This window comes from Agromyces sp. NPDC056389 (assembly GCF_042262385.1).
Taxonomy (GTDB): domain Bacteria; phylum Actinomycetota; class Actinomycetes; order Actinomycetales; family Microbacteriaceae; genus Agromyces.
On record NZ_JBHJPN010000001.1, the window covers coordinates 1236787 to 1254047 of the forward strand.

The 17261-nt window shown below is 70.7% G+C and carries 16 protein-coding genes and 1 riboswitch; of the genes, 12 read left to right on the forward strand and 4 right to left on the reverse strand.

The genetic code is table 11. The annotated features are described in order from the left end of the window. Nucleotides 1–62: 62 nt before the first annotated feature. A riboswitch (ZMP/ZTP riboswitch) is annotated at nucleotides 63–143 on the reverse strand. A gap of 115 nt (nucleotides 144–258) precedes the next feature. Further along, entirely contained in the window at nucleotides 259–1923 is a 1665-nt protein-coding gene (locus ACFCVM_RS05760) for a family 20 glycosylhydrolase (RefSeq protein ID WP_375834977.1), read from the forward strand. 98 nt (nucleotides 1924–2021) lie between these two features. Continuing rightward, nucleotides 2022–2411 carry a VOC family protein gene (locus tag ACFCVM_RS05765; RefSeq protein WP_375834979.1) on the forward strand — a complete coding sequence of 130 codons (390 nt, stop codon included), beginning with the start codon at nucleotides 2022–2024 and terminating at the stop codon, nucleotides 2409–2411. Nucleotides 2412–2551: 140 nt separating this feature from the next. Here ACFCVM_RS05765 and ACFCVM_RS05770 read toward each other — a convergent pair whose 3' ends face one another. The 3 genes from ACFCVM_RS05770 to ACFCVM_RS05780 all read right to left on the reverse strand — a co-directional run bounded on the left by ACFCVM_RS05770 (nucleotide 2552) and on the right by ACFCVM_RS05780 (nucleotide 5755). Beyond that, nucleotides 2552–3460 carry a carbohydrate ABC transporter permease gene (locus tag ACFCVM_RS05770; RefSeq protein WP_375834981.1) on the reverse strand — a complete coding sequence of 303 codons (909 nt, stop codon included), beginning with the start codon at nucleotides 3458–3460 and terminating at the stop codon, nucleotides 2552–2554. 2 nt (nucleotides 3461–3462) lie between these two features. Continuing rightward, nucleotides 3463–4449 carry a carbohydrate ABC transporter permease gene (locus tag ACFCVM_RS05775; protein WP_375834984.1) on the reverse strand — a complete coding sequence of 329 codons (987 nt, stop codon included), beginning with the start codon at nucleotides 4447–4449 and terminating at the stop codon, nucleotides 3463–3465. A gap of 61 nt (nucleotides 4450–4510) precedes the next feature. Continuing rightward, entirely contained in the window at nucleotides 4511–5755 is a 1245-nt protein-coding gene (locus ACFCVM_RS05780; protein WP_375834986.1) for an extracellular solute-binding protein, read from the reverse strand. 415 nt (nucleotides 5756–6170) lie between these two features. Between ACFCVM_RS05780 and ACFCVM_RS05785 the strand changes: the two genes are divergently transcribed. The 9 genes from ACFCVM_RS05785 (at nucleotide 6171) to ACFCVM_RS05825 (ending at nucleotide 15416) form a co-directional block, all read left to right on the forward strand. After that, entirely contained in the window at nucleotides 6171–7040 is an 870-nt protein-coding gene (locus ACFCVM_RS05785) for an SIS domain-containing protein (protein WP_375836666.1), read from the forward strand. Further along, a complete protein-coding gene (locus ACFCVM_RS05790; RefSeq protein ID WP_375836667.1) occupies nucleotides 7040–8014 on the forward strand; it encodes an ROK family protein in 975 nt (324 codons plus the stop codon). The genes ACFCVM_RS05785 and ACFCVM_RS05790 overlap by 1 nt, the downstream gene beginning before the upstream one ends. Then, the gene (locus ACFCVM_RS05795; protein WP_375834988.1) at nucleotides 8011–9003 is read left to right on the forward strand and encodes a 1-phosphofructokinase family hexose kinase; all 993 of its coding nucleotides are present in this window, start codon (nucleotides 8011–8013) and stop codon (nucleotides 9001–9003) included. The genes ACFCVM_RS05790 and ACFCVM_RS05795 overlap by 4 nt, the downstream gene beginning before the upstream one ends. Continuing rightward, entirely contained in the window at nucleotides 9000–9848 is an 849-nt protein-coding gene (locus ACFCVM_RS05800; RefSeq protein ID WP_375834990.1) for a ketose-bisphosphate aldolase, read from the forward strand. Before ACFCVM_RS05795 ends, ACFCVM_RS05800 begins: the two co-directional genes overlap by 4 nt. Then, the gene (locus tag ACFCVM_RS05805; RefSeq protein WP_375834992.1) at nucleotides 9845–10630 is read left to right on the forward strand and encodes a DeoR/GlpR family DNA-binding transcription regulator; all 786 of its coding nucleotides are present in this window, start codon (nucleotides 9845–9847) and stop codon (nucleotides 10628–10630) included. The genes ACFCVM_RS05800 and ACFCVM_RS05805 overlap by 4 nt, the downstream gene beginning before the upstream one ends. After that, the gene (gene nagA, locus ACFCVM_RS05810; protein ID WP_375834995.1) at nucleotides 10631–11791 is read left to right on the forward strand and encodes an N-acetylglucosamine-6-phosphate deacetylase; all 1161 of its coding nucleotides are present in this window, start codon (nucleotides 10631–10633) and stop codon (nucleotides 11789–11791) included. Between the two features lie 345 nt (nucleotides 11792–12136). Next, the gene (locus tag ACFCVM_RS05815) at nucleotides 12137–14146 is read left to right on the forward strand and encodes a sigma-70 family RNA polymerase sigma factor (RefSeq protein ID WP_375834997.1); all 2010 of its coding nucleotides are present in this window, start codon (nucleotides 12137–12139) and stop codon (nucleotides 14144–14146) included. Next, nucleotides 14143–15024 (forward strand): formyltetrahydrofolate deformylase, encoded by an 882-nt coding sequence (purU, locus tag ACFCVM_RS05820; protein WP_375835000.1) that lies wholly within the window; start codon nucleotides 14143–14145, stop codon nucleotides 15022–15024. The genes ACFCVM_RS05815 and purU overlap by 4 nt, the downstream gene beginning before the upstream one ends. A gap of 23 nt (nucleotides 15025–15047) precedes the next feature. Next, nucleotides 15048–15416 carry a YrdB family protein gene (locus ACFCVM_RS05825; RefSeq protein WP_375835003.1) on the forward strand — a complete coding sequence of 123 codons (369 nt, stop codon included), beginning with the start codon at nucleotides 15048–15050 and terminating at the stop codon, nucleotides 15414–15416. A 46-nt stretch (nucleotides 15417–15462) separates the two neighbouring features. Here ACFCVM_RS05825 and ACFCVM_RS05830 read toward each other — a convergent pair whose 3' ends face one another. Next, on the reverse strand, nucleotides 15463–16521 hold the full coding sequence (locus ACFCVM_RS05830; RefSeq protein WP_375835005.1) for a hypothetical protein: 1059 nt from the start codon (nucleotides 16519–16521) through the stop codon (nucleotides 15463–15465). Nucleotides 16522–16623: 102 nt separating this feature from the next. On the opposite strand from ACFCVM_RS05830, the gene ACFCVM_RS05835 reads away from it, so the two are divergent. Beyond that, nucleotides 16624–17214, forward strand: coding sequence for a TetR/AcrR family transcriptional regulator (locus tag ACFCVM_RS05835; protein WP_375835007.1), 591 nt, complete (start codon nucleotides 16624–16626; stop codon nucleotides 17212–17214). Nucleotides 17215–17261 lie beyond the last annotated feature (47 nt).

Here is a 17261-nt window from a genome sequence, read left to right on the forward strand (position 1 = left end):
CTCCTTCATGACGAACGGACCTACGTAGGGTGCTGCCTCGCGCGCGCCAGCGCCGAGGTATGCGTACCGGCCCAGGCGTGCGGTCGGTCCGTGCCAGTCGCTCCCCGATGGTATCCATCTCAACGCCAGTCGCGACCCTCGAAGCTTAGCAATGGATGCGGCCCGGCGCCGACGACGGCACTGCCGCACGGCGACGATTCGTGCCACGATGTGAGTTAGGATTCCTTACCTTTGCCAGCTCCGACCGAGCGAGGACGCATGCAACGTCGCAACCGCACCCGCACCCGCACCCGCACCCGCACCCGCATCACCGCGAGCCTCACCGCCGCAACGCTCGTCGGCGCTGCGCTCGCCCTCGGCGGCTGCACCGCCACGCAAGAGAACGGAGACGCCGTGACCGGCATCATCCCGGCCCCCGTCGGATTCGAGCTCGCGGGCGGTGCACCGTTCACGCTCACCGAGGACTCGCGCTTCGTCGCGGAGGGCGAGGCTGCCGCCGTCGCCGAGACGTTCGCGGCGCGGGCGCGCATCGCCACCGGATTCGACCTGCCCGTGGTCGGCGGCGAGGCCGCGGCATCCGACATCGCGCTCGTCATCGACGCCGGGGCCGGCACGGGTGCCGAGTCGTACACGCTCGAGAGCGGCGGCGACGGTGTGCGCATCGAGGCGCCCGCCGCGGCCGGCCTCTTCTGGGGCACGCAGTCGCTCCGCCAACTCTTCCCTGCCGAGATCGAGCGATCGGATGCCTCGAAGGCGCCCGCCGACGGGTGGATCGTGCCCGCGGCATCCGTCGCCGATGCCCCGCGCTTCGCCTACCGCGGCTCGATGCTCGACGTGGCCCGCCACTTCTTCGCGGTGGAGGACGTGCTCGACCACATCGACCGCATCGCACTGCTGAAGCTCAACGTGCTGCACCTGCATCTCACCGACGACCAGGGCTGGCGACTGCAGATCGACGCGTGGCCCGAGCTGACCGGCATCGGCGCCTCGACCTCGACGGGCGGCGACGACGGCGGCTTCTACACGAAGGACGACTACCGGCGCATCGTCGAGTACGCCGCGGAGCGATTCGTGACCGTCGTGCCCGAGATCGACCTGCCCGGACACACGAACGCCGCGCTCAGCGCGTATCCCGAGCTGAACTGCGACGGGGTCGCGCCGAAGCCCTACGAGGGCATCGAGGTCGGCTTCTCGTCGCTCTGCGCGTCGACCGAGCGCGCCGAGGCCACCGACCGCTTCCTCGCCGACGTCCTCGGCGAGGTCGCCGCGATCACGCCCGGCCCCTGGCTGCACGTCGGCGGCGACGAGTCGCTCGCGACGTCGGAGGCCGACTACCTCGATCTCGTGCGACGCATCACGACGGCCGGAGCCGCGACCGGCAAGACCGTCATCGGCTGGCACGAGATGGGAGCGTCCCGCGAGCTGCCGGCCGGCACGGTCGGCCAGTACTGGGACTTCGTGACCCCCCGCGACGATGCGGCCGAGCTCACGACCTCGTTCGTGGAGCAGGGCGGCAGCGTCGTCCTCTCCCCCGCCGATGTCACGTACCTAGACATGAAGTACCCCGACGACCCCGACGGCCCGCTCGGCGGCAAGGTCGGCCAGCTCTGGGCCGACGGTCCGACGACCCTCGAGGAGGCCTACTCCTGGGAGCCGACCGCCATCGTGCCGGGCCTCGCCGAGAGCGACATCCTCGGCGTCGAGGCGCCAGTCTGGACCGAGACGATCGGCACCGTGCCCGAGCTCGAGTTCATGGTGTTCCCGCGCATCACGGCGATCGCCGAGATCGCGTGGTCGCCGGCGCCCGAGGGCGGAGCACGCGACGAGTCGTCGTTCCACGCGCGGCTCGCGTCGCTCGGCACCCACTTCGACGCGCTCGGCGTCGCGTACCGCGCGGTCGGCGGGGTGCCCTGGGTCGAGTGATCGGGGCAGCACGTCCCGTGTCCACTGTCGGCGTCGTTGCGCCGGGTCTATCCTCCCGTGAGGCACGGTCGTGCCGTGCCCCGACGAAGGAGGCGGAGATGCCAGGCATCGTGCATTTCGAGATTCCGGCCGACGACCAGGAGCGTGCACGCGCGTTCTACCGTGCAGCGTTCGACTGGACGCTCGACCTCGTCCCCGGCATGGACTACACGAACGTGGTCACCACACCGGTCGATGAGGCCACCCGGCAGCCGCTCACCCCGGGAGCGATCAACGGCGGGATGTTCCAGCGTGCCGAACGGCTGACGACCCCGATCCTCACGGTCGACGTCGACGACATCGACGCTTCCCTCGAGCGCATCACCGAGATCGGCGGCTCCGTCGTGTCCCCGCGCGCTCCGGTGCCCGGCATGGGGTGGTTCGCGTACTTCGAGGACTCCGAGGGGAACATCCTCGGGCTGTGGACGACCGACCCCAGCGCCTCGTGACCGATTCAGCGGTTCGAGCGGAGATCTGCAGTTCAGAGGACTCGATCTCGCCGATCGCTCCTCGGAATCGATGATCTCCTCGGAAGTGAAGCGGATGTCGCGGGGCAGGCGGCACCCGCGACATCCGCTGGTTCTGGTGGTTACTTGACGCTGCCGGCGGTGAGCCCGCCGACGAGGCGCTTCTCGATGATCATGAAGAGGATGACGACCGGCACGATCGCGACGATCGAGACGCCGAACACGTACTGCCACGAGGTCTCGTACTGGCCGACGAACTTCGTGAGGGCCACGGAGAGCGGCTGGTTGCCCGCGGTCGAGAGGATCACGAGCGAGGCCGCGAATTCGTTCCAGCACGCGACGAAGGTGAACACGATCGCCGTGACGATGCCCGGCCAGACGAGCGGCAGGCTGATCGTGAAGAGCACCCGGAGCCGGCCTGCGCCGTCGATCTGCGCGGCCTCGTCGACCTCCTTCGGGATGCCGGCGAAGAAGGAGTGCATGATCCACACTGCGAACGAGAGGTTGAACGCGGCGTTGATGAAGATCATCGCCGCCCAGGTGTCGATCATGTCGAACGCGAGGAACTGGCGGAACAGGCCCGAGGTCAGCACCGCCGGCTGCAGCATCTGCGTGACGATCACGAGGAAGAGGAACACCATGCGGCCCGGGAACTTGAAGCGCGCCGTGTAGTACGCCGCGGGCATCGCGACGAGCAGCACGAGCAGGGTCGCGAAGACCGAGATCACGATCGTCGAGATCAGGTTCTGCGGCAGCGGCGTCTCGGGGGTCGACCACATGTTGATGTAGTTCTCCCAGTGCCACTCCGTCGGGAGGTACGTGGGGTCGACCGAGCGGATCTGCGCCTTCGTCTTCACCGAGCCGAAGAACATGATGACGTACGGGAGCACGAAGATCGCGAGCACGACGAAGCCCGCGATCATGCGCACGATCACCTTGCGGAGCGGCACCTGATCTTCGGTGTAACGGCGCTTGCGAGCGGATGCCGCGGGCGGGGCGATCGTCTCGAACGCGGGTGCGGTGACGGCCACGATCAGACCTCCTTCATGGGCTTGACCACGCGCACGTAGATGGCGACGATCACGATGACGATGACGAACGCGACGACCGAGAGGGCGCTCGCGACATCGACCTTGTGCTGGTTCTGGATGTACTTGAAGATCATCGTCATGATCGTGTCGGCGTCGTAGCCCGGGATCGACCCGGTCATCACCTTCAGGATCGGCAGCGAATTGAAGACGTTGATGATGTTGATGAGCACCGCGACCGCGATGGCACTGCGCAGCTGCGGCAGTACGACGCCCCAGTACGTACGGACGGGTCCGGCGCCGTCCATCTTGGCGGCCTCGAGCACCTCGCCCGGCACCGTCTGGAGTCCGGCGAGGATCGTGTACGTCGTGAACGGCAGCGATACGAAGATCGCGACGACGATCGACCATGCGAAGGCCGTCGCCGGGTTGCGGGTCCAGCCGTAGCCCTCCGGCGTGGCGACGAGGCCGACGTCGACGAGGAACTTGTTGATGATGCCGAAGTACGGTTCGAGGCCGTAGTAGACGACCATCGTGGTCATGACCACGGACGCCGCCCAGGGGATGATCACGGCGAGGCGCACGATGCGCCGCCCCGGGAAGGCCTTGTTGAGCAGCTGCGCGAGGCCGAGCGAGATGACGACGGTCGCGGCGACGACCACGACGACCCACACGATCGTGCGGCCGAAGATCGGCCAGAAGTAGGGGAAGTTGAAGACCTCGATGTAGTTGTCGAGGCCGACCGAGCCCTTGTCGACGCCGCTCTGGGAGATGTCGCGGGTCGAGTTGTAGAACATGACGACGGCCGGGAACAGCACGACGCCGAAGATGAGGATCAGGGCGGGCCCGATCCAGGGCAGCGAGGCGAGCAGGTCGCGGCCGCCGGGGCGGGGGCCGCCGGCGCGGCCCTGGGTTTCGGTTCCGCGCCCGGGGCGGGGGCGGCCATCGGCCGCCCCCGCCTGGATCGGTGACGCATCGGATGTGGTGCTCATGGTTCGGTGGTCACCGATCCCTCCGGGGTGTTGCGAAAGCGGACTGCTGGTCGAGCGGGGATCAGCCCGCGTCGGCCTGCGTCTGGATCTCGGTCAGGACGTCCTGCGCGGGCTTCGTCTGAAGCTGTCCGAACAGCGCCTTGAACGCGGCATCCGTCGCCGACCACTTGGGGTTGGTGCTCGGGTAGAACTGCGCGTCGGGCAGCACCTCGAGGAACGGCGCGAGCGCCTCCTCGGAGGAGAGCTCGGTGGCACCCGACTTGGTGACGGGCAGGAAGCCCTCGGTCTGCACCCACGGCACGTAGACGTCGGCCGTGTAGTAGTAGTCGAGGAACTTGGTGATCGCCTCCTGCTTGTCGCCGTCGTTCTGGAAGGCCATGAGCTGGTCCATGACGCCGACCGTCATGGGGCTGCCGTCCTTCGTGGGGATCGGGACGATCGAGTAGTCGAGCTCGGGGTTGTTCTCCTCGATCTGGCCGACGGTCGGCGGAAGGCCGACCTGCATGCCGATCTTGCCCTGGATGAAGATGTCCATGAGCGGCGAACGGTCGGTCGAGCCCGGGTCGGCCTGCGTGGCGCCCGCGTCGATCATCTTCTTGATCTGGTCGGCGCCGGGCAGGTTCGCCGGGTCGTCGACCGTGATCTCGGTCGCGTCACCGAACGTGCCGCCGCCGCCCCACAGCCATACGGCTGCTTCGGCCTGCGCCTCTTCGGAGCCGAGCGGCATGCCGTAGCCGGCGATGCCGCCGCCGAGCGCCGAGACCTTCGTGGCGGCGTCGAGCAGCTCGTCCCAGTTGGTGGGCGGCGCAGCGACACCGGCCTGCTCGAGCAGCGCGTTGTTCACGAACAGCGCGCGAGCCGAGGCGATGAGCGGCAGGGCGTAGGCCGTGCCGTCGACCTCGGCGTTCGCGATGAACGAGTCCTGGAAGTCGCTGAACGTCTCGGGCGAGACGACGTCTTCGGCCGGGTAGAGCAGTTCGTCGGCGGCGAAGCCGGCGAAGGGGCCGCCGTTGTAGATGTCGGGAGCCTCACCGCCCTGGATCTTCGTGGCGATGACGGTCTCGAGGTTGTCCCACGACTGCACTTCGAGCTTGACGTCGATGTCGGTGTTCTCGGCTTCGAAGCCCTCGATGACGTCTTCCCAGAGGCCCTGGGTGTTGTCGGAGTAGCTCGGCACGAGCAGGTCGAGCGTGGTCTTGCCACCGGCTTCCTCACCCGAACCGCCGCCGAAGCCGCAGGATGCGAGCGTGAGCGACGCCGTGGCGGCGAGCGCGACGGCCGTGCCGAGGCGCAGAGACTTCTTCATGGATGCTTCCTCACTGTGGTGGATGGTGCACCAACGCCCGGATGGAGCCTCGCGCGACGGTGCGTGTGTTCGAGAACTCGCACCCGACGACTCTGCCGGAGTGCTGTTTCCTGAACGTTTCGCCGTGCAAACGATCATGTTCGTTCACTCGACGCACGAAATCTATGTCGAATCCGGATCGGCCGTCAAGCCGTGCAACTGATTCGTTATGAGATTTTGTTCAGATCCCTCACAAATTCGATAGTGCAGCGAAAGTGCTCCATTCGATCGTTTGACTGATCGTTGGACACAGATTGCAGTCATCTGCAATCATGAGTAGTCATGTCGGCGCCGATCTCGTGCGCCGGCCGCCGAACACCCGTCTGGAGCCGTCTTGACCGAGCATTCGACCACCGAACACACCCCTGCCGCGCACATGGCGGCCGAGCTCGCCTCGCAGCCCGAGACCTGGGCGAAGGCGGAGTCGCTCCGCGCCGAGCAGGCGCTGCTCCCGGCCAGCGGTGCGCGCATCGCCGTAGTCGGCTGCGGCACGTCCTGGTTCATCGCGCAGTCGTACGCGTGGCTGCGCGAGGCCGGCGGCCACGGCGAGACCGACGCCTTCGCGGCGTCCGAGGCCTTCGTCGATCGCGGCTACGACGCCGTCGTCGCCCTCACCCGGTCGGGGACGACCACCGAGGTGCTCCAACTCGTCGAGGGACTGCGCGGGCGCGTGCGCACCGTCGGCGTCATCGGCGATGCATCCTCGCCGCTCGTCGGCCTCGTCGACGACGCCGTGCTCCTGCCGTTCGCCGACGAGCAGTCGGTCGTGCAGACCCGGTTCGCGACGACCGCGCTCGCGCTCTTCCGTGCGTCGCTCGGCGAAGACCTGAGCGGTGCGATCGCCGACGCCGAGCGCGCGGTGGCCGAAGAGCTCGCCCCTGAACTGACGGGCGCCGAGCAGTACACCTTCCTCGGCCGCGGCTGGTCGGTCGGCCTCGCGCATGAGGCGGCGCTGAAGATGCGCGAGGCCTCGCAGTCGTGGACCGAGTCGTACCCGTCGATGGAGTACCGCCACGGCCCGATCGCGATCGCGGCGCCCGGCCGTGTCACCTGGCAGTTCGGCGAGGCGCCCGAGGGCCTCGCCGGCGACGTCGCCGTCACCGGCGCCCACTTCGAGGCGGGCGCGCTCGACCCGATGGCCGAGCTCGTGCGCGCCCAGCGGGTCGCCCTGGCCCGTGCCCGCGCGAAGGGCCTCGACCCCGACGCGCCGCGCAACCTCACCCGCTCCGTCATCCTCGACGCGTGATGACCGAGCGCCCTTCTCCCGACGCGACCCGGCTCGGCCCGGGCGACGCGGTACTCGCCTTCGATGTCGGCGGCACCGACACGAAGTCGGCGCTCGTCGACGCGTCGGGGCGGGTGCTCGGCCTCCGCCGCACGCCGACGCCCCTCGACTCCGCCGACCCCGCCGGCACGATCGTGGCCTCGCTCGCGGTGCTCGCCCGCGAGCATCTCGCCGCAGCTCCCGGCGTCGTTCCGGTGGCCGCGGGCGTCAGCGTGCCCGGGCTGGTCGACGAGCGCGCCGGCGTCGGCATGTTCGCCTCGAACCTCGGCTGGCGCGACGCCCCGATCCGCTCACTCGCCGAAGCCGCCCTCGACCTGCCCGTGGCATTCGGCCACGACGTGCGGGCCGCGGGCGATGCCGAGCACCGGCTCGGGGCGGCGCGCGGCTACGGCGATGTCGTCGTGCTCGCGATCGGCACGGGCATCGCGAGCGCGCTCGTGCTCGGCGACCGCCCGTACGCGGGCGGCGGATTCGCCGGCGAGATCGGTCATTCGCTCGCCGACCCGCTCGGCGAGCGCTGCCCCTGCGGCGCGATCGGTTGCCTCGAGACCATCGCGTCGGCCGGCGCGATCGCCCGTCGGTACTCCGCCGCGTCGGGCACACCGGTCGGCGGGGCGCGCGAAGTGCTCGATGCCGCCACCGCGGGCGATCCGCTCGCACGCCGGGTGTGGGACGACGCCGTCGAGGCGCTCGCGGAGGCGATCGCGAGACTCGTCGCGATCCTCGCGCCCGAGGCCGTCGTGATCGGCGGCGGGCTCGCCCAGGCCGGCCCCGCCCTCTTCGGCCCGCTCGGGGCGCGCCTCGACGCCCTGCTCAGCTTCCACCGCCGACCGGCACTCGTGCACGCCGAACTCGGCGATGACGCGGGCCTCCTCGGCACGGCGCTCGCGGCCCGCGACCTCGCCGCTGCGCGACGCGAGGGCGGTGCCGCGTGATCCTCGCCGTGACGCCGAACCCGGCACTCGACCTGACGTGGCACGTCGATCGCCTGCAGCCGGGTGAGACGCACCGGGTCGACGCCGGCGCCGCTCGTGCGGGCGGCAAGGGACTGAACGTCGCTCGCGTGCTCCACGCCGAGGGGCACGACGTGCTCGCGCTCACGACCGTCGGAGGCGCGGTCGGCGACGAGTTCGCGGCGGAACTCGCCTCGAGCGGCATCCCGCATCGCCTGATCCCCGTGACCGGGGCGACGAGGCGCAGCATCGCCCTCGTCGACGAGGCGACCGGGGAGACGAGCGTGCTGAACGAACGCGGCGCCGCGCTCGCACCACTCGATGTCGAGGCCCTCACGACGAGCGCGCTCGAACTCGGCCGCGGCGCCGACGCCGTCGCGATCTGCGGAAGCCTGCCCGACGGGTTCGGTCCCGCCGAGCTGGCCTCGCTCGTCGGCTCGCTCGTCGATGCCGGCGTGCCCGTGATCATCGACACGAGTGGGCCCGGCCTGCTCGCGGCCGCTCGCGCCGGAGCCTCGGCACTGAAGCCCAATGCCGAGGAGCTCGGCGCGGCGACCGGCCTCGAGGACCCCGCCGCCGGAGCCCGCGCCCTGCTCGACCTCGGCGCGGCCATCGTCGTCGCCTCGCTCGGCTCCGAGGGCCTCATGATCGTGTCGTCGGATGCCCCTGACCAGGTCCGGGCCCGCTTGCCGCGCAGGCTGCACGGCAACGCGACCGGCGCGGGAGATGCCGCGGTGGCGGCGATCGCGGCGGCACTCGCCGAGACGCCGGACCTCGCCGCCGACACCGCGGCCTCGGCCGACGCGCGCGCCCGGCTCGCACGCCGGGCCACCGCCTGGTCGGCCTCGGCGGTGCTCATGCCCCTGGCGGGCGACCTCTCGCCCGAGCACACCGCCCTCGAACTCGAGGTCGTCGTGACCACGACCAGCACCGGCAGCGCCGGACCCTCCGACCCGGAAGCGACAGCATGACCCTCACTCCCACTCGCGCCATCCTCACCGACGCCGTCGCAGCCGGACGCGCCGTCGGCGCGTTCAACGTGCTGCACCTCGAGACCGCCGAGGCCCTCGTGCGCGCGGCGGAGTCGACCGGATTGCCCGTCATCCTGCAGATCTCCGAGAACGCGATCCGCTATCACGGCGGCTTCGAACCGATCGCCCGCGCCACCCTCGCCGTCGCCGAAGCCTCGAGCGCCGCCGTCGCGCTGCACCTCGACCACGCCGAGGACCCGGCGCTCGCGCTGCTCGCGATCGACCACGGCTTCGGTTCGGTCATGTACGACGGCGCCAAGCTCGACTTCGCCGACAACGTCGAGACGACACGCAGGGTCGTCGCGCATGCCTCGACGACCGGCGTGCTCGTCGAGGCCGAGCTCGGCGAGATCGGCGGGAAGGACGGCGCACACGCCCCCGGCGTTCGCACCGACCCGGCCGAGGCCGCGCAGTTCGTGGCCGAGACCGGTGTCGAAGCCCTCGCCGTCGCGGTCGGATCGTCGCACGCGATGACCGAACGCGTCGCGCCGCTCGATCTCGAGCTCATCGCCCGCCTCCGCGCGGCGGTGCCCGTTCCCCTCGTGCTGCACGGGTCGTCGGGCGTGCCCGATGAGACGATCGTCGCGGGCATCCGCGCCGGGCTCGTCAAGATCAACGTCTCGACCCACCTGAACGCGCAGTTCACCGGTGCGATCCGTCGGTTCCTCGACGAGCATCCGACGGTCGTAGACTCGCGCAAGTACCTCGCCGCCGGGCGCGACGCCATCGAAGCAGAGGCGGCCCGCCTCCTCCGCCTGTTCGCCGGGAAGGACCCCAACGGATGAATCGTGCCGAAAGGTTGAGCGCCGTCCTCGATCTCCTCGCCGAGGGCGGTCAGGTCGACGTCGACCAGATCGTCGACCGCCTCGAGGTGTCGCCGGCGACGGCGCGGCGCGACCTCGACGCCCTCGCCCGTCAGCAGCTGCTGACCCGCACGCGCGGCGGGGCCGTCGCGCACTCGGTCGCCTATGACCTGCCGATCCGGTACAAGAACCAGCAGAACCCGAACGCGAAGGCGGCGATCGCCCATGCGGCGAGCGCGCTCGTGCCGCGCGGCGCCGTCATCGGCCTCTGCGGCGGCACGACGTCGACCGCGATCGCCGACGCCCTCATGTCGCGCGCCGACATCATGGAGCCGGCGCCCGACCCGAGCCTGACCGTCGTCACGAACGCGATCAACATCGCCATGCAGCTCGCGATGCGCCCGCAGATCAAGACCGTCGTGACGGGGGGAGTCGTGCACGCGCGCTCCTACGAGCTCGTCGGCGCCTACACCGACGCCGTGCTCGGCAGCATCACGCTCGACCTCGCGTTCATCGGCGTCAACGGCATCGACCCCGTCGTCGGACCGACCTCGCACGACGAACGCGAGGCCGCGGTCAACGCGCTCATGGCCGCGCGCGCCACGCAGGCGGTGCTGGTGGCCGACTCGTCGAAGATCGACAAGCGGGCGTTCGCGGCGATCGGGCCGCGGCGCCTGTTCTCGACCGTCATCACCGACGCCGGAGCCACACAGGAGCAGCTCGAGCGGCTGTCCGACGCGGGCTACGACGTTATCGTTGCTTAGGTGAGCACTCCACCCGTCGTCATCCACTCCGCGCGCCTCGTGAGCGGCGCCGACACCGTCACCGACGCGTGGGTGCGGTTCGACGGCGACCAGGTGACCGCGCGCGGCATCGGCGACGGCTGGCGCGACGGGCTCGCGGTCGAGTCGGCGACGGTGACGGATGCCGCGGGGGGCTTCCTGACCCCCGGATTCATCGACGTCCACTGCCACGGCGCCGGCGGCGCGGCCGCCGACGAGGGCGACGCGGCGATCGAGCAGGTGCTCGCGGTGCACAACGCCCACGGCACGACGCGTTCCGTGCTCTCGCTCGTGACCTCGTCGATCGACCGACTGGCCCACGATCTCTCGACGATCGCCCGGTTCGCCGAACGGGACCCGCGCGTGCTCGGCGCTCATCTCGAAGGCCCCTTCCTCGACACCGAGTTCCGCGGAGCCCACGACCCCGGCCTGCTGCGCGGTGCCGACGAGGCATCCGTCGAACTGCTGCTCGATGCCGCGGCCGGTACGCTGCGGCAGATCACGATCGCCCCGGAGCACGACGGCGCGCTCGAGGCGATCGCGCGGTTCGTCGCCGCCGACGTGCGGGTGGCCGTCGGTCACACGGGAGCCGATTTCGAGACCGCGCTCGCGGCCTTCGACGCCGGTGCCTCGATCCTCACCCATGCGTTCAACGGCATGCGCGGCATCCACCACCGTGCTCCCGGCCCCGTGGTGGCGGCGATGCGCGCCGATCACGTCACCCTCGAGATCATCAACGACGGCGTGCACGTGCACAGCGATGTCGTCAAGCTCGCCTTCGCCGGCGCACCGGGCCGCGTCGCGCTCATCACCGACGCGATGGCGGCGACGGGATCCGCCGACGGCGTCTACGTGCTGGGGTCGCTCGAGGTCGTCGTCACCGACGGCGTCGCACGCCTCCGCGAGGGGGGCTCCATCGCCGGTTCGACGCTCACGCAGGACGACGCGCTCCGCCGCGCGGTCCTCGACTGCGGCATCCCGCTCGACGAGGCGGTCGGTGCGCTCACCGTGACGCCGGCCGCCGCGATCGGCCGAGCCGGCGATCTCGGTCGACTCGACGCCGGGTTCGCGGCGGACGCGGTGCTCCTCGACGCGGATCTCGGCGTGCAGGCCGTCTGGGGTGCCGGCGCGCGCCTGGCCTGATCCGCACCGGCACGCGCCTGGCCGCATCTGCACCGGCGCGCGCATGATGGGCTGCGGGTTCGAGACGGGGCCCGGAGGCGTGTTCCCCTTCGCCTCCGAGACCCTCGCCCGTTCGAGTGGAGCGCATCGTTTCCCCCGATGCACTCCGCTCATTCGCCGGCCGGGCCGGCATCCGTCTCGGGGGTTCGGGTCGCCTGAGACGGCGGTTGTTCGGAAGGCGGTTGGGTGCCTTCCACCTGAGAGACGTCGGTACGGCGCATTTATGACGCGACCTCCGGAGATTCTTTTCCGCACCCGTTTCTCAGGGATTTCTGCTGGAATAGGGGCACCCGAATCTCCCGCGTCATGATCGCCCCCTCGACGCGTCTCTTCGGTGGGCCCGTTCAAGACCTGCTCGTCCACCTGTTACCCGAAGGAGCCGTCGTGCCGCCGCTGCGCACCGACCGATCGGCCGACGCCGCGCTCATCGAGCGCACGCGCAAGGGCGACGGCTCCGCGTACGCCGAGCTGTGGGAGCGACACGCCGCCTCGGCGCGCACCGTCGCGCGGTCGTACAGCTCGCTCGACCCCGACGACCTCGTGGCCGAGTCGTTCACGAAGATCTACAGCGCGATCCTGGCCGGCGGCGGGCCAACCGGCGCCTTCCGCCCGTACCTCTTCACGACGATCCGCAACACCGCTGCCGGGTGGGGCCGTGCACGCCACGAGACGACGCTCGAGACGCTCGAGTCGTTCGAGGACCCCGCGACGAGCGAGTCCGCCACCCTCGATGCGCTCGATCGCAGCGCCACCGCGCAGGCCTTCCGCGCCCTGCCGACCCGGTGGCAGGAGGTGCTCTGGTACTCCGAGGTCGAGAACATGACCCCGCAGCAGATCGCACCGCTCCTCGGCATGAGCGCCAACAGCACGGCGGCGCTCGCCTACCGTGCACGCGAGGGCCTTCGCCAGTCGTGGATCCGCGTGCACCTGCGCAACCCCGCCAATGCGCCCGAGTGCCAGTGGAGCATCGACCGACTCGGCACGTACACCCGGGGCAAGCTCCGCGCCCGTGAGACCACGCGCCTCGAAGCACACCTCGACGACTGCGCCCGCTGCACGATCGTCGCCGCCGAGGCGCGCGAGGTCGGCTCCCGGCTCGCGCTCGTGCTGCTGCCGCTCACCGCCGGAATCGGCGGCGCGACGGCGTACTCGGCCTGGCTCTCGCAGGGTGCGCCGGTCGCCGAGGTCGCGATGGGCGCCGCCGCGATGCCCGCCGTCATCATCGGCCACACCGCCGGTGCATCGAGCGCCGCCGGTTCGGCCGCTGGAGCGAGCTCCACCGCTGGCGCGAGCGCAGGCGGTGCCGGCACCGCAGGCGCTGCCGGGGGCGCTGCCTCCGCAACGGGGCTCGGCGCCCTCGGCGGCTCCGGCCTCGTGATCGGAGTCGGGGCCGGAGCGCTCGTCGCCGCCGCGGCCGTCGCCGCCGTGATCATCGTGCCGGGCATCGTGAATCCGGCAGAGCCTGCGCCGCAGGCCGTCGTCGCTGCGGCGCCCTCGGATCCCGAGGTTGCGAACACGACCGATGAGTCCCCGACGACGACTCAGCCCGATCCAGCGCCCCCGATCCCCGTGGTCGAGCCGGCCCCCGATTCCGTCGAGGAGTCGGCCGAGCCCGAGGTTCCAGTCGTCGCGCCGAGCCCCGCTCCGGCCCCGACGCCTCCGGCTCCGAAGCCCGACCCCGAACCGGAACCCGAACCCGAACCCGTCGACGCTGAGGCGCTGCCCCCCGTGGCGATGCCGGCCGACACGTCCGGCGGTCTCGTCGACCCCATCCTGTCGGGAACGGCCGAGCCCGGCGCGAGCATCTTCGTCTCGGTGCAGTCGCCCGCGGCGGCGGCCGCGGCATCCGAAGCGACGGCGCCCGACGCCCTGGCAGACGAGTCCGGCAATTGGACCCTCGTGTACTCGGGCCTTCCGGCCGGCACCCACCTGCTCTCCGTCACCCAGACCGACGTGGCCGGCAACCGATCCGAACCGAGCGCGCCGATCGAGGTCGTCCTGTCGAGCCCGTCCATGCAGCTGCGGCCCGTCTGGAACGGCGGCTGGTGGGGCTGGCGCGTCTCGTTCGCCGGTAAGGCCGACGCCACCGTCCAGGTGCTCGGCGACGGCGAGGAGCGCCGACGCGAGGTGCTCGATGCGACCGGTGGCCTGACACTCCCCGGGGTGTACGAGGTCGACCGCAGTGTCGAATACACGGTGCGGTACACGAGCGGCGGCCGGTTCGGCCCGTCCGCTCCGGCGGACATCCGCTGGTGGACTGCCGAGGCCTCATCCGCGACCGCCCCTGCGCCCGACCCCGCTAGTCTGGCGGGATGACCGAGCACGTCCCAGGCGCCGCCCCCGAACACCTCCACCACTGGGTCGTCACGCTCAGCTGCACCGACGGCCCCGGCATCGTGCACGCCATCAGCGGAGCGATCGTGGCGGCACGCGGCAACATCACCGAGAGCCAGCAGTTCGCGAGTATCGACACCGGCAACTTCTTCATGCGCCTGCAGGTCAAGTCTTCGGCGGGCCGGGACGAGTTCGAGGCGGCGCTCGCACCGGTGACCGAGCGGTGGAACATGCAGTGGCACCTCGACGAGGTCGGCCGGCCGCTGCGCACCCTCGTGCTCGCCTCGACCGCCGGCCACTGCGTGAACGACCTGCTCTTCCGACAGCGCGCCGGGCAACTGCCCGTCGAGATCCCGCTCGTGCTCTCGAACCACGGCACGCTGCGCGACCTCGTCGACTTCTACGGTGTGCCGTTCGAATCCCTCGCGGTGACCGATACCGCGTCGAAGGCCGCCTTCGAAGGTCGAGTGCTCGACGCCGTCGACGAGCACGACATCGAGCTCGTCGTGCTCGCCCGGTACATGCAGATCCTCTCCCCTGAGCTCTGCGCAGCCCTCGAGGGCCGGTGCATCAACATCCACCACTCGTTCCTGCCCGGTTTCAAGGGCGCGAACCCGTACCGGCAGGCGCACTCGCGCGGCGTGAAGCTCATCGGCGCGACCGCGCACTTCGTGACGAGCGACCTCGACGAGGGGCCGATCATCGAGCAGAACGTCGTGCGCGTCGACCATTCGCGCAGCCCGGGCGAACTCGTCGCGATCGGTCAGGATGAGGAGAGCCGCACCCTCAGCCAGGCGGTCAAGTGGTTCGCCGAGCGCCGGGTGCTCCTCGACGGCGTCCGCACGATCATCTTCCGCTGAGGTCGCGGGTAGACTCGAGGGTTGTGAGCGACGCACAACAGCACGAGCAGCAGCCGAAGATCGGACCGAACGACATCCTGCGGTTCTTCCTCGAACTCTTCGCGTTCGTGTCGCTCGGCGTCTGGGGCTTCCTGGCCTTCCCGCTGCCGTGGCCGGGCGTCGCCATCGGCATCGGCGCGCCACTCCTCGCGATCCTCGCGTGGGCGCTCTTCGTGTCGCCGAAGGCGGTCTTCCGCGTCGATGCGTTCGGCAAGGCGATCGTGGAGATCGCCGTCTTCTCGGCCGCCGCGATCGGGTGGTGGACCCTCGGCCAGCCCATCGTCGCCGTCGTCTTCGCGGTCGTCGCGGCCGTGAGCGGCATCATCAACGGCCGCAAGGAGCTCGCGGGCTGACCCACGGCGACCCGGCACGAGCGGGGCCGCCCTCGCCGCCCGCGACTCAGACCGCGGCGGCCGCCTCGGCGTCGGACTCCGCGCCGCCCGCGGTGCGGAGGTGTCCGACGACCGAGAGCAGCAGTCCGCCGACGGCCCACGCCCCGAGCACGAGCCACGGGAAGGTCATGTCGGCCGACGGGAAGTACGAGAGCTCCCGCACGAGGGTCGCCGCCGCCCCCGGCGGGAACCACTGGCCGATGTCGCCCCAGGGTGCCGGGTAGAACTCCTTCGGCACCGCGGCGCCCGAGATCGGGTTGGCGAACAGCAGCATGACCACCGGGCCGACGGCGATGCCGGCCCGCCCGATGAGCGCCACGAACCCGGTGATCGGTGCGGCGATCGCCGCGAGCGCGAGCGCGATGGCGGCGGCGTTCAGCACGTAGTCGCCCTGCAGCGCCCCGAACCAGCCCTGCAGGATGCCGGCGAGCACGAGCCCGCCCGCGGTCGAGTAGAGCACCACCGCGAACACCCGACGCATCGCGCCGATGACGGCGAACGAGATCGCGATGCCGCCGAGCATGCCGCCGAGCACGAGCGGGAAGAGCGCCGCGGTGAGCCCGGTGCCCCGCGGGTCGGTGTCGGAGAGTGGCACGACGTCGGTGACGACGACCTCGATGTGCGGCGGAGCCGTGGGGGCGCCGGCGGCGGCCGCGGCAGCTGCGGCCTGGGCATTGACCCCCTCTTCGAGCCCGCTCGCGATGCCGCTGAGCAGCTGAGCGACCACGAGGCTCGACGCCGAGGAGGTGAGCACCTCGGGCTCCGCCCCGAGCACGATGGCGCCGTACACCTCACGGGATTCCATCGCGGCGACGGCGGCATCCCGATCGTCGACCGCGTCGAACTCGATGGCGCCGGGCGACTGCTCGTCGACCGTGGCCTCGACCGCCGAGATCGCCTCGGCGGGTCCCGTGATCGCGATCGGCAGGTTCTTCGCATCGGCCGTCACCGACGGCCACGAGAACGCGAGCACGATGACCGCGACCACCGCGGCGAGCGCGAGCGCGATGCCGATGACGCGACCGATGGGGGTGTGCCGGCTGGCGGCATCCGGGTGGCTGGTCATGCTCTCCTCCGAAGAAAAACGAATGTTCGTTCTTTATAATCTTGCGCGTGCCGTCTAGGCTTGTCAAGAACGATCACCCGCTCATCGACGGAGAAGCCGAGCATGCCGAAGGTCACCGCCGCGTACCGCGAGGCCCGTCGCGACGAGATCATCGACGCCGCTCTCCGCGCCTTCTCGGCGAAGGGGTTCCAGGGCACCTCGATGGCCGACGTCATCGCGGAGACAGGCCTGTCGGCGGGCGCCATCTACGGCCACTTCGCCGGCAAGAAGGAGCTGTTCGCCGCCGTCGCGGCTCGCACCCTGCAGAGCCGACGCCTCGAGGTCGAGGCGCAGCAGGCAGACGGCCGTCTCCTCACCCCCGGCGAGGTCGTCACCACGATCCTCCGTGGCATGCGCGACTCCTTCGACACCCGGCTGCTCGTGCAGCTCTGGGCCGACGCCGCCGCCGACCCCGTGATCCTCGAGAGCATCGGGGCGCCGCTCGCCTTCGTGCCGGAGGCGTTCGGCGCATCCGTCCGCCCGTGGTTCGAGGCGCACCCCGAGCACGCCGGCGACGACATCGACGCCACGATCGCCCGGCTCGTGCCGATCATGCTGGCGCTCGGACAGGGCTTCATGATCCAGCGGCAGATCTTCCCCGACTTCGACGACGAGTCCTACTTCGCGAGCGTCAGACAGCTCCTCCCCCACTGAACCACGACGACGAGTCCTCACTCCCCCACCGACGACGAAGGGGTGAG

Bases quoted from the DNA above. Each gene is read 5' to 3' on its own strand.
- ACFCVM_RS05760 (WP_375834977.1), top strand. From the start codon at position 259: ATGCAACGTCGCAACCGCACCCGCACCCGCACCCGCACCCGCACCCGC.
- ACFCVM_RS05765 (WP_375834979.1), top strand. From the start codon at position 2,022: ATGCCAGGCATCGTGCATTTCGAGATTCCGGCCGACGACCAGGAGCGT.
- ACFCVM_RS05775 (WP_375834984.1), bottom strand. From the start codon at position 4,449: ATGAGCACCACATCCGATGCGTCACCGATCCAGGCGGGGGCGGCCGAT.
- ACFCVM_RS05780 (WP_375834986.1), bottom strand. From the start codon at position 5,755: ATGAAGAAGTCTCTGCGCCTCGGCACGGCCGTCGCGCTCGCCGCCACG.
- ACFCVM_RS05785 (WP_375836666.1), top strand. From the start codon at position 6,171: ATGGCGGCCGAGCTCGCCTCGCAGCCCGAGACCTGGGCGAAGGCGGAG.
- ACFCVM_RS05790 (WP_375836667.1), top strand. From the start codon at position 7,040: ATGACCGAGCGCCCTTCTCCCGACGCGACCCGGCTCGGCCCGGGCGAC.
- ACFCVM_RS05800 (WP_375834990.1), top strand. From the start codon at position 9,000: ATGACCCTCACTCCCACTCGCGCCATCCTCACCGACGCCGTCGCAGCC.
- ACFCVM_RS05805 (WP_375834992.1), top strand. From the start codon at position 9,845: ATGAATCGTGCCGAAAGGTTGAGCGCCGTCCTCGATCTCCTCGCCGAG.
- ACFCVM_RS05815 (WP_375834997.1), top strand. From the start codon at position 12,137: ATGATCGCCCCCTCGACGCGTCTCTTCGGTGGGCCCGTTCAAGACCTG.
- purU (WP_375835000.1), top strand. From the start codon at position 14,143: ATGACCGAGCACGTCCCAGGCGCCGCCCCCGAACACCTCCACCACTGG.
- ACFCVM_RS05830 (WP_375835005.1), bottom strand. From the start codon at position 16,521: ATGACCAGCCACCCGGATGCCGCCAGCCGGCACACCCCCATCGGTCGC.
- ACFCVM_RS05835 (WP_375835007.1), top strand. From the start codon at position 16,624: ATGCCGAAGGTCACCGCCGCGTACCGCGAGGCCCGTCGCGACGAGATC.